7 protein-coding genes are annotated in these 12,092 nt (G+C 72.7%); all 7 read right to left on the minus strand.

The window, feature by feature from the left end; all coding sequences use genetic code 11:
* Nucleotides 1-4 precede the first annotated feature (4 nt).
* Nucleotides 5-2,227: an NAD-dependent DNA ligase LigA gene (gene ligA / locus MXD61_RS13325; protein ID WP_248813287.1), complete on the minus strand. Its 2,223-nt coding sequence runs from the start codon at nt 2,225-2,227 to the stop codon at nt 5-7.
* Complete coding sequence (locus MXD61_RS13330) at nt 2,224-3,441, minus strand: methionine synthase (protein ID WP_248813288.1); 1,218 nt, start codon at nt 3,439-3,441, stop codon at nt 2,224-2,226. Before MXD61_RS13330 ends, ligA begins: the two co-directional genes overlap by 4 nt.
* 218 nt (nt 3,442-3,659) lie before the next feature.
* Entirely contained in the window at nt 3,660-4,718 is a 1,059-nt protein-coding gene (mnmA, locus tag MXD61_RS13335) for a tRNA 2-thiouridine(34) synthase MnmA (RefSeq protein ID WP_248813289.1), read from the minus strand.
* A gap of 85 nt (nt 4,719-4,803) precedes the next feature.
* Complete coding sequence (locus MXD61_RS13340) at nt 4,804-6,009, minus strand: cysteine desulfurase family protein (protein ID WP_248813290.1); 1,206 nt, start codon at nt 6,007-6,009, stop codon at nt 4,804-4,806.
* A gap of 47 nt (nt 6,010-6,056) precedes the next feature.
* Nucleotides 6,057-7,589, minus strand: coding sequence for a mycofactocin biosynthesis glycosyltransferase MftF (gene mftF, locus MXD61_RS13345; RefSeq protein ID WP_248813291.1), 1,533 nt, complete (start codon nt 7,587-7,589; stop codon nt 6,057-6,059).
* 52 nt (nt 7,590-7,641) lie between these two features.
* Nucleotides 7,642-8,148 (minus strand): MarR family winged helix-turn-helix transcriptional regulator, encoded by a 507-nt coding sequence (locus tag MXD61_RS13350; protein ID WP_163549944.1) that lies wholly within the window; start codon nt 8,146-8,148, stop codon nt 7,642-7,644.
* Nucleotides 8,149-8,317: 169 nt separating this feature from the next.
* Nucleotides 8,318-11,812, minus strand: coding sequence for a fused isobutyryl-CoA mutase/GTPase IcmF (gene icmF / locus MXD61_RS13355; protein WP_248813293.1), 3,495 nt, complete (start codon nt 11,810-11,812; stop codon nt 8,318-8,320).
* Nucleotides 11,813-12,092: the final 280 nt, after the last annotated feature.

Genomic DNA, 12,092 nt, shown 5'->3' on the forward strand with positions numbered 1-12,092 from the left:
CGGATCAGCCCGAGCCGGCGCCAGCGTCCGGCGCGGAACCCTCGGTGACCACAGCGCCCTCGGTGACCACAGCGCCGGCCGGTTCCGCGGAACCGTCGGTGGCCACGGGTTCGGCGACGGCGCGGGCGGCGTCAACGCCCCGCTCGAGCAGGACGGCGAAGCCGGCCTCGTCCAGGACGGGCACTTTCAGGCTGCGCGCCTTGTCGTACTTGGACGCTCCGGGGTCGGCGCCCACGACGACGAACGCCGTCTTCCTGCTCACCGAGCCGGTGACCTTGCCACCGCGGGACTGCACCGCCTCGGTGGCGCTGTCTCGGCTCCAGCCGTCCAGGGTGCCGGTGACGACGACGGAGACGCCGTCGAGGGGTCGGGGACCGGTGTCGGCGCCGACGTCGGCCAGCGACGCCCCACCGGCGCCGAGGCGGGCGACGACGTCGCGGTGGCGCTCGTCGGCGAACCAGTCGACCACGGCCTGGGCGATCGTCGGGCCGACACCGTCGACGGCGGCGAGGACCTCGACGGGAGCCGCCGCGATCGCGTCGAGCGAGCGCAGCTCCCGGGCGAGCGCACCGGCGGCGGCCGGGCCGACGTGCCGGATGGACAGGCCGACCAGCAGCCGCCACAACGGACGGTGCCGGGCCGCCTCGACCCCGGCAAGAATCTTGTCGATCTTCTTCTGGGCGAAGCCGCGCAGCCCCTCGAACGACTCGGGCCCCAGGTGGAACACGTCACCGATGTCGTGCACCCGGCCGGCCTCGAGCAACGCGACCGCCGTCTCGTAGCCCAGGCCGTCGATGTCCAGCGCCCCCCGGGACGCCAGATGGAAGATCGCCTCCCGCAGCTGCGCCGGGCAGGCTTCGGTGTTGGGGCACCGGATGTCCACATCACCCTCGGGCCGGACCAGGGCGGTGCCGCACTCCGGGCAGTGGGTGGGCATGACGAACGCCCGCTCGCTGCCATCACGCAGGTCGACGACCGGGCCGACGATCTCCGGGATGACGTCGCCGGCCTTGCGCAGCACGATGGTGTCGCCGATGAGCACGCCCTTGCGGCCCACCTCGTCGATGTTGTGCAACGTGGCGAGCCCGACCGTGGACCCGGCGACCAGTACCGGCTCGAGCTCACCGAACGGCGTCACCCGCCCGGTGCGCCCCACGTTCACCCGGATGTTCAGCAGCTTCGTGGTGACCTCTTCCGGCGGGTACTTGAACGCGACCGCCCAGCGCGGCGCCTTGGACGTCGACCCGAGCCGACGTTGCAGAGCGAACGCGTCGACCTTGACGACCACCCCGTCGATCTCGTGTTCCACGTCGTGGCGGGCCTGCCCCCAGCGGTGCAGGTACCCCAGCACGTCGGAGACGGCGGGGAACACCTCGAAGCGGGTGGACACCGGCAGCCCCAGCTCGGCGAACCGGGCGTAGGCGCCGGACTGGGAGTTGGCCTGGAAGCCGCGGTGCGCCCCCAGCCCGTGAACGATCATGTCGAGCGAGCGGGAGGCGGTGACCCGCGGGTCCTTCTGCCGCAGCGAGCCCGAGGCGGCGTTGCGCGGATTGGCGAACGGCTTCTCGCCGCTTTCGACCAGCGAGGCGTTGAGCTCGGCGAACCGCGCCGTGGGGAAGAACACCTCACCGCGCACCTCGAGCAGCTCCGGCACCGCCGGCCCGCGCAGCCGGGTCGGCACCCGCGCCAACGTCCGGATGTTGGGGGTGATGTCCTCCCCCGTGCGACCGTCCCCACGGGTCGCCGCCCGCACCAGCCGCCCGTCGGCATAGACGAGATCGACCGCCAGCCCGTCGATCTTCAGCTCGCACAGCCAGGCGGCGACCTCGCTCTCGCGCGCCGCCCGCGCCGCCCACTGGTGGAACTCGTCGTCGTCGAAGACGTTGTCCAGCGAGAGCAGCCGCTCCAGGTGCTCGACCGGGGTGAACAGGGTCGAGTACGCCCCGGCGACCTTCTGCGTCGGCGAATCCGGCGTGCGCAGGTCGGGATGGCGCTCCTCGAGCGCCGTCAGCTCCCGCATCAGCGCGTCGTACTCGGCGTCGGCGACGGTCGGCGCGTCCAGCACGTAGTACCGGTAGGCGTGCTCCTCCAGCTCCTGCGCGAGTTCGGCCGCCCGAGCCCGCTGCGGCGCCCCGGCCGCCTCAGCCGCCCCGGTCACCGTGGCCGTCTCCGCCGCCGCGGGACCTGCCTTCGCCGGAGACGCCTCACCTGGCGCGGACGTGCTCATGCCGGCGCGTCCACCAACACGCGACCGGCCTGACGACAGTGCCGCAGGACCGCTCGCGCCGTCTCCGCGCCGAAACCGACCAACCCACACGCGGGTGCCACGGCGACCACCTCCCCGAGCTGCTCCGGCCGGAAGCCCAGCCGGTTCCACAGTGCGATGACGGATTCGACGCTACGACGGACGTCCGACAGTTCCGCCGTCGCGGCGGCCGTCGACACGATCCCGGCGATGAGCCGCCCACCCGCGTCCACGTATTCGCCGATCAGATCGTCCTCGGCCCAGGTGAGCAGCGCCGCGTCCACGCCGATGAAGTCCGCCCCCGCCGACTGCAGGGTCGCGAACGGCACCGACGGCGCGCAGCAGTGCACCCCCACCCCGACCGCACCGGACGCCCGGGCCGCGTCGGCGACCGCACGCAGCCGCGTGGCGGCCAGGCCGTCCTCGACCGCCCGCAGCACCGAGAAGCCACTGGGCGTGCGGACCCGACCGGCCAGCACCGCCGGCAGCGACGGCTCGTCAAGCTGGACGATCAGCTTCGCCCCCGGCACCCGACTGGCCACCTCCTTCAGATGCTCGCCGAGGCCCGCCGCCAACGACTCGGCGATCTCGCGGGTGGCTCCGACGTCCGAGAGCGCCTTGTGGCCCCGGGGCAGCTCGAGCTGGGCCGCCAACGTCCAGGGTCCGGCAACCGCGATCTTGAACGGCCCGGTGTAGCCGGCCGCGGTCTCCACCAGCGCATCCAGGTCACGGACGAGCAGATCCCGGGCGCGGCGCAGGTCCATGCCCACCCGCGGCACCAGCCGCCACCCCGCCGGCTGCAGATCGACCGGCAGCTCCAGCAGGATCGCGCCACTACGCCCGAGGAGCCCCGCGCCCGGCCCGCGCTCCGGCAGCTCCGGCAGGTGCGGCAGATCCGGCAACTCGTCGAACACCAGCTTCTGCGCCTCGGCAGCGTCGGTGCCGGGCAGCGACCCGACCCCCGTCGCCGCCCCCAGCGGCCACAACGACCCGGCCGCACCCGCCGTCGCGTCCCGCTCCGCGTTCCGGCCCGGCTCCTCGTCCCGGTCCCGCTCCGCGTTCCGGCCCCGCTCCGCGTTCCGCTCCTCGTTCCGGCCCTGCTTCGCGTTCCGCTCCCGCTCGATGTTCCGGTCCTGCTGCGTGCTTCGGTCCTGCTGCACGTTCTGCCCCTGCTCCACACACCGGCCCTGCTCCATGCCTCGGCCCGTCACGGCGCCTCAACCCTGCGCGGAGTCGACGCCGCCGCACCCGGCCACGGGGTAGGCGTCCGATCTCCGCATACGGCCATTCTGGCCGACGCGACGCACCCCTGACCGTCGCCCACCGGCCCCCGCGCGCCGAACCCCACCCGCTCTCCCGGGGCGACGCGACGTGGGATGCGTGGGGTGGCGCGGGGTGGGACGGTGGAGGCGGGTCAGCCGGACGTGGTGCGGATGTGGCCGCCGCCGAGGACACGGTCGCCGTCGTACAGGATGACGGCCTGGCCGGGGGCGGTTCCCCGGACAGGGGCGCCCAGCGTCACGATGAGCGCGTCGCCGCGGCCCTCCGCCTCGGCGGGGACGACCCCGCCGTGCGCCCGGACCTGGGCCTGGCAGGTGAGGACTCCCTCGTGCGGCCAGGCCGCGCGATCGGCGACGAGCTGGTGGACGTCGAGGGCCTCGGCCGGGCCGACGGTGACGGTGCTGGTCGCCGGGGAGATGTCGAGGACGTAGCGGGGTCGGCCGTCCGGTGCGGGCTGGCCCAGACGCAGGCCGCGGCGCTGGCCGACGGTGAAGGCGAAGGTCCCGTCGTGGGCGCCGAGGGTGGCACCCGTCTCGGCGTCACGGATGGGTCCGGGGCGCGAGCCGAGCCGGTCGCGCAGCCATCCGCCGGTGTCACCGTCGGCGATGAAGCAGATGTCATGGCTGTCGGGCTTGTCTGCGACGGCGAGTCCACGGGCGGCCGCCTCGACGCGGACCTGCGCCTTGGTCGAGTCACCCAGCGGGAAGCGGGCGGCGGCGAGCTGCGCGGGTCGTAGCGTCCCGAGCACGTAGGACTGGTCCTTGCCGGGGTCGACCGAGCGACGCAGCGTGCCGTCGGCGTCGAGGCGGGCGTGGTGACCGGTGACGACCGCGTCGAAACCGAGGGCCAGGGCGCGGTCGAGCACGGCGGCGAACTTGATCCGCTCGTTGCAGCGCACGCAGGGGTTCGGGGTGCGTCCGGCCGCGTAGGAGGCGACGAACTCGTCGATGACGTCGGTCTCGAACCGTTCGGCGAGGTCCCACACGTAGAACGGGATGCCCAGCACGTCGGCCGCCCGACGGGCGTCGCGGGCGTCCTCGAGGGTGCAGCAGCCGCGCGCCCCCGTCCGGTCGGACGCCGGCGACCGCGACAACGCCAGATGTACACCCGTGACCTCGTGGCCCGCGTCGACGGCGCGGGCGGCCGCGACCGCGGAGTCCACCCCACCGGACATCGCCGCAAGTACCCGCATCCCAGCCACCGCCTCTCCCGTTGCGTCCTGCTGTCCGTCCGATCCGTTCCCGGCCGGCCAGCTCACGTCCGCGCGTCCGACATCGTCAGACGCCGGATGTTCCGGCCAACGCCGCCCGGCCGGCCCGTTCGGCCGCCGGGCCGATCGCCTCGACGAGCGCGTCGATGTCGGCGGCCCGCGAGGTGTGGCCGAGGGTGAACCGCAGCGAACCCCGGGCGTGATGGTCGCTGGCGCCCATCGCCAACAACACGTGCGAGGGCCGCGCCACTCCCGCCGAGCACGCCGAACCGGTGGAGCATTCGATGCCGCGGGCGTCGAGCAGCATCAGCAGCGAGTCTCCCTCGCAGCCGGGGAAGCTCAGGTGGGCGTTGCCGGGCAGTCGCCGCAGCGGGTCGACCCCGCCGGGACGGTCCAGCGGCGGGCCGTTGAGGACGGCCGTCGGCACCTGCGCTCGGACCCGGTACACCAGATCGTCGCGCAGCGCCGCGAGCCGCCCGGCCTCGACCGGCGACTGCGCGCACGCCACACCCGCCGCCGCCGCGAACGCCGCGACTCCCGCGGTGTTCAACGTCCCGGACCGGATGTCACGTTCCTGACCACCGCCGTGCGTGTGCGGTTCGAGCAGGAGTCCGCGCCGCACGACCAGCGCGCCCACCCCGACCGGACCGCCGATCTTGTGCGCCGAGACGGTGATCGCGTCGGGACCGTCCTCGCCGACGGCGACCGGGATCTGCCCGAAGGCCTGCACCGCGTCGGTGTGGAACGGCACCCCGTAACGGTGCGCGACGGCGGCGAGCCGGGCGACCGGCTGGACCGTCCCGACCTCGCTGTTCGCCCACATCACCGACACGACGGCGACACCGGCGGGGTCCCGCGCGATCGCGGCCTCCAGGGTGCTCGGATGCACCAGGCCGACCTCGTCGACGTCGAGCAGTTCCACCTGGGCGCCCTGGGTGGCACCGAGCCAGTCGACGGTGTCCAGGACCGCCCGGTGCTCCACCGCGCTGACCAGGATGCGCCGCCGCGCCGGATCCGCCGCGCGGCGCGCCCAGTACAGGCCCTTGAGCGCCAGGTTGTCACCTTCCGTGCCGCCGGCGGTGAACACCACGTCGGACGGCCGGGCACCGAGTTCGGCGGCCAGCGCCTCCCTCGATTCCTCGACGACCCGGCGCGCGCGGCGGCCGCTGGCATGCAACGACGAGGCATTGCCGGTGTCAGCGAGCACCGCGGTGTACACGGCGAGCGCTTCCGGCCGCATCGGCGTCGTCGCCGCATGGTCGAGGTAGGTCACAGAGAAACAGGGTAGTCGGGCCGAACTGTTCCACGTGGATCTGTCGATCACACCGTGGCCCGACCCGACCGACGTGACCAGTGCGCCCAGGACGACCGCCGCGCCCGGGACGACCGCCACCAGCCGGGCATCGACGGACGAACCGGCAGCAACGGCGCGGCGCTGCGCTGCGTCAGGCAGCCGGCCCACACCCCGACGCAGTAGGCGCCGTCGTCGGCCAGCCGCAGCAGCACGTAGGGAACCAGCCCGACCGCGGGCCGCCGCTCCCACCAGTCCCCCACCAACGGCAGCGCCACCGCGACGAGCACCACGCCGGACGCCCGCCGCACCCGGGCGCCACCGGTGCCGGGCAGTGCGACACCGGCCAGGGCGGCGCCGGCCAGCACCGGGAGCCAGGTCCGTCGCGTGGTCTCGGCGGCGAACACAAGCGCGCGGCGGCGTTGCCGCCCGGTCAGCGTCAGCACCGCGCCGGCCCTCCGGTCCACCCGCGCCAGCCGACGCGAGAGCCGCAGCCCCGTGCGGGCCGCGGCCACCAGGGCGACGGGCCCGGCCAGGCCCACCCCGATCCGGCCGCGCTGCGCCGCGAGCAGGCCGGTGAGCAGCATGGTCGCCGCGGCCGCGCCGGAGGGACGCAGCAGCCCCGGATGGCGCCGAGCCAGCGACGCCGCGGACGAGCCGTAGTCGTAACGCTGCCGCGCCCACCCCGACCAGGACGCGCGCGGCTGGTGACAGACGACGGCGCTCGGCTCGTACCGCAGCGCCTGCCCGGCCCCCAGCAGCCGCCAGACCAGGTCGACGTCCTCGCCGTAGCGCAGCGACGGGTCGAAGTCGACCTGCTCCCGGCGGATGAGCAGCGCCGCGGTCGGCACATAGGACACCCGGGAACCCGGCTGGACCGGCGCCGGGCGAGGGCCGAGATCGAGCGGCGAGTGATCGGCCTCGTACCGTTCCCGCAGGCTCGCCGGACGCCCGGCCGCGACCGGGGAGGCGACCCGCGGCGCGGCCGCGACGACCTGGGCGTCGACCAGGTGCGCCACGAGCCGGTCCAGCCAGTCGGGGGTGGGTTCGACGTCGACGTCGCAGAAGGCGACCAGGTCGGTTCGGGCCGCCCGGGTACCCGTGGTCCGCGCGGCGGCGGGCCCCCGCGCGTGGTCGTGGCGCAGGACCCGCGCACCGGCCGCGGTGGCCTCGGCGGCGGTGGCGTCCCGGGAGCCGTCGTCGACGACGACGACCTCCGCACAGTGGACGCGCAGCGTGCGCACGAGCGGGCCGATCAGCCCGGCGCCGTCGCGCACCGGCACGACAGCGGTGATCCGTTCCCGGCTCGAGCCCCGCGCCGGTGCGACCGGTGCCAGGGGATGGAGCAGGCCGGCCTCGACCAGCCGACGGGCGAGCTGCCCCGCCCCGGGCCCCGCCGCCCCGACGGTCGCACCGTCACGTAGGGCGAGGAAGGCCCGCCGTCCGCCAGCGGACAACGTGAACAGGCGCAGCGGCGACCCGCCCAACAGGACCAACCCGCCATCCCCGCCCCCAGCACCCTCGGCGCCGGCACCGGTGTCGGTCGCGGGAGTCAGCTCCATCAGGTCCGGATCGGCCCGGACCCGCATGAACGCGGGTAACGGCCGCGGCGGTTCAGAAGTCGCCGGCGGCACGGCGCAGGTCGGTGAGCAGGGAGTTCAGGGTGCGGATTCCGCCGTCGCCGAGGCCTGGGTCCGCGAAGACGGTGTCGTTGAGCTTCTCGGTCGCCGCCAGCGCCGTGGCCCGCCCCTCCTCGGTGATCTCGGCCAGGATCGCCCGCCGGTCGGTCGGATGGGGGTTGCGCCGCACCTGCCCGCGCGCCTCCAACCGGTCGACGGCGCTGGTGACGCTGGTCGGATGGACCTGAAGCCGGCTCCCGATCTTGTTCAGGGGCAGCGAGCCGCGCCGGGAGAACAACAACAGCATCAGCAGCTCGTAGCGGGCGAAGGTCAGATCCAGGGGGCGCAGGACCTCGTCGACCCGGGCCAGCACGATCTGCTGCGCCCGCATCAGGGAGGTCACCGCAGCCATGCCATCCGCGACCTCGCCCCATCCGTGGGCGACCCAGTGCCGCTGGGCCTCCGCGATCGGATCAGTGGGCAGCGGTTTGGGGGTGGCCACGGCTTCGGTCGCTCCTGCGTGTGGGGGGACGTCTCCCGCCCGACCGCCGGTCGGGGACCGTCACGGCCGACGGTCAGCGTCCATTGCACCCCAGGACGGACGCGTAGGCAAAGATTCAGCCGTGTCCGAGCATTGCGCGTCGCACCCCTGAAGCGCTCGGTGACTAAATTCATATATTTCTGCGATATTGACCACCAGCCTCGAAGAACGCTTCGGTGATCTGACCGAGCGAACACACCCGTATCGTGTTCATCAGCGTGGCGAAGACATTTCCGCCACCCGCGGCGGCGGCCCGCAGTTCGGCCAGGGCCGGCGGGGAGGCGGCCGCGTGGCGCTGCTGGAAGGCGGTCAGCCGGGCGAGCTGGGAGCGCTTCTCCTGTTCGGTGGCACGGGCGAGTTCCAACGGGCGTCCACCCGCCGCATCACCACCCTCGGCGCCGCCGGCACCAGCATCCCCGCCTGCCCCGTCCGGGTCGTCACCACCGTTGCCACCGGCGGCGCGGGTGGGAGCCTGAAAGGTGTTGACCCCGACGATGGGCAGCGTGCCGTCGTGCTTGCGCCGCTCATAGAGCATCGACTCATCCTGGATCCGGCCGCGCTGGTAACCGGTTTCCATCGCCCCGAGCACCCCACCGCGGTCGCTGATCCGTTCGAACTCGGCGAGGACCGCCTCCTCCACGAGATCGGTGAGTTCCTCCACCGCGAACGAGCCCTGCAGCGGATTCTCGTTGGCCGACAGGCCCCATTCCTGATTGATGATCATCTGGATGGCCAGGGCCCGGCGCACCGAGCTCGGGGTGGGTGTGGTCACCGCCTCGTCGTAGGCGTTGGTGTGCAGGCTGTTGCAGTTGTCGTAGAGCGCGCACAACGCCTGCAGCGTGGTCCGGATGTCGTTGAAGTCCATCTCCTGCGCGTGCAGCGAACGCCCCGAGGTCTGGACGTGGTATTTGAGCATCTGGGATCGTTCGCTGGCCCCGTACCGTTCGCGCAGCGCGATCGCCCACAGGCGGCGGGCCACCCGTCCGATCACGGTGTACTCCGCGTCCATTCCGTTGGAAAAGAAGAACGACAGGTTCGGGGCGAACTCGTCGATGCCCATACCCCGGGCGAGATAGGCCTCGACGTAGGTGAATCCGTTTGCCAACGTGAACGCGAGCTGGGTGATGGGGTTGGCTCCGGCCTCCGCGATGTGATAGCCGGAGATGGAGACCGAGTAGAAGTTGCGCACCTCGTGGGCGATGAACCACTCCTGCACGTCCGCCATCGCCCGCAGGGCGAAGTCGGTCGAGAAGATGCAGGTGTTCTGGCCCTGATCCTCCTTGAGGATGTCGGCCTGCACCGTGCCACGCACGGTGGTCAGAGCCCGCGCGGTGATCCGCTCCCGCTCGGCGACGGACGGCTCGCGTCCCTGCGTGCGGGTGAACCCGTCCAGTTGCTGGTCGATCGCGGTGGTGAGGAACATGGCGAGGATCGCCGGCGCCGGACCATTGATCGTCATGGACACGCTCGTCGACGGATCACACAGGTCGAAGCCGTCGAACAGGCCCTTCATGTCGTCCAGCGTGGCGACCGACACCCCCGAGGTACCGATCTTGCCGTAGATGTCCGGCCGGGCCGCGGGATCCCGCCCGTACAGCGTGACCGAGTCGAACGCGGTGGACAGCCGGGTGGCCGGTGACCCGGCGGACAGCAGGTGGAACCGGCGGTTGGTCCGCGCCGGATCACCCTCCCCGGCGAACATCCGCGCCGGGGCCTCACCGACCCGTCGCAGCGGATAGCACCCGGCCGTGTAGGGAAACGCCCCCGGCAGGTTCTCCCGGCGCAGAAAACGCAGCAGTCGGGCGTCATCGTCGATGTCGGGTACCGCCACCCGTGGAATCCGGCTACCGGACAGCGTGGTCCGCCACAACGGTGTCGGGATGTCCCGTCCGCGCACCTGGTAGACGAGTTCGTCTGCCTTTCGCGCCGCCACCGTCCGCGGCCACTGGACGAGCAGTTCCCGGGCCCACGGCGCCAGCTCCGCGTCGGCCTGTTCGCGCAGCTGCCGCACCCGGTCCGCCGCCGCCGCCGAAACCACGAGCTCACCCGTGGCCGTCCGCTCGGTCATGGTCATGGGTGTGAGCGTCGGTGTGGCGGTGGACTCGCGCAGGGCGTCTTCGGCGGTGGCCAGATGTTGGCGACGCCGGGCCAGCTGGGCATTGCGCTGTGTCTGCGCATGATAGTCCCGGACTGTCTCGGCGATCTCCGCCAGATAGCGGGCTCGGCTGGCGGGAATGAGGGTGCGTAGTCCCTGGGACGCGCGGTTCCCGACGCGGTCCAGCGCGCCCGGTTCGGTGGCCAGGCCCCGCTCCCGCAACAGCACGACCAGATGCTGGTAAAGGGCCGTCACACCGTCGTCGTGGAAACGCGCGGCGGAGGTCCCGAAGACCGGCATGTCCTCCCAGCCCTGGTCGAACACCTCCCGGTTGCGCAGCAGCTGCCGGGCGACGTCGCGGCGCGCGTCCTGCGCCCCACGGCGCTCGAACTTGTTCACCGCGACCACGTCCGCCACATCCAGCATCTCGATCTTTTCCAGCTGGGACGGCGCGCCGTACTCCGGAGTCATCACGTACAGCGAGACATCGCTGTGTTCGGCGACGGCCGCATCCCCCTGGCCGATCCCCGGAGTCTCGAGAATCACCAGGTCATAACCGGCCGCCCGGCAGGCGACGATGCTGTCGCGTACCGGCACGGGCACCTCGCTGCCGGCCCCGCGGGTCGCCAGTGACCGGAAGAACACCGGCTCGTCGCCCATGAGCGAGTTCATCCGGATGCGGTCACCGAGCAGCGCGCCGCCGCCGCGGCGCCGGGACGGATCGATCGCGAGTACCGCGATCCGCAGCCGACCGCCCTGGTCCAGCTGGAACCGTCGGAGCAGTTCATCGGTGAGCGAGGACTTCCCCGACCCCCCGGTACCGGTGATCCCCAGTACCGGCATCGGCGGACGGCGCAGGGCCTGCGCCCACAGCGCCGTCGCGAGCTCGCCCGCCTCGCCGTCCGCCGCCTGTCGCCGCGACATGAGCACGGTGATCGCCCGCGCCAAGGCATACTGCCCGCCGCCCACGACCTCCTCGAGCTTCGGCCCCCGCGCCGCCAGGTCCACATCACACACCCGGATGATGCTGTTGATCATCGCGGCCAGCCCCATGGCCTGACCATCCGCCGGGGAGAAGATGCGCGTGACGCCACGCGACTGAAGCAGCTCGATCTCGGCCGGCACGATCACCCCGCCGCCACCGCCGAACACCCGGACGTCACCGGCGCCGCACTCCCGCAGACGCTGCACCAGATAGCTGAAGTACTCGACGTGTCCGCCCTGATAGGACGACACCGCCACCCCCTGCACGTCCTCCTGGACGGCGGCGGTCACCACATCCTCCACACTGCGGTCATGCCCGAGGTGCACGACCTCGGCGCCCTGGGCCTGCAGCAGCCGACGCATGATGTTGATCGCCGCATCATGTCCGTCGAACAGTGCCGCCGCCGTCACGATCCGCACCGGATGGACCGGCACGTGCAGGCCCGTCCGCGCCGCCGCGGGTCGCCCGGCCACCGCTCGACCGGACGCGCTCACCGCCGCGGGCGCAGTGCTCTGCTCGACCGATGGCATCTGGACCGATGGCATCGCGGCACCTCCCGGTCAGCCCGGGCAGGACCCCCCGGCCCGCGCCCACTGATGTTCCGTCCCCCGACAGTAGGACGTCCATCTAGCTGGGGCCACTTGATCTCGACAGGACCCAGGTCCGACGGCTCTGGTGCCCGCGCCCGCGAAGCCTCTCCAGTCGGCACCAGGCCGAATACCCCTCGGCGTGCGGGTGGCGCCATCGCCCCACAAAAGAAAAAGGGCCGGCGGCAGACAAGCCGACAGCCCACACCCCACCCATCCACACCCGGAAACAGGTGTG

This window comes from Frankia sp. AgPm24, from assembly GCF_023243055.1.
In the GTDB taxonomy this organism is placed as follows: Bacteria; Actinomycetota; Actinomycetes; order Frankiales; family Frankiaceae; genus Frankia; species Frankia umida.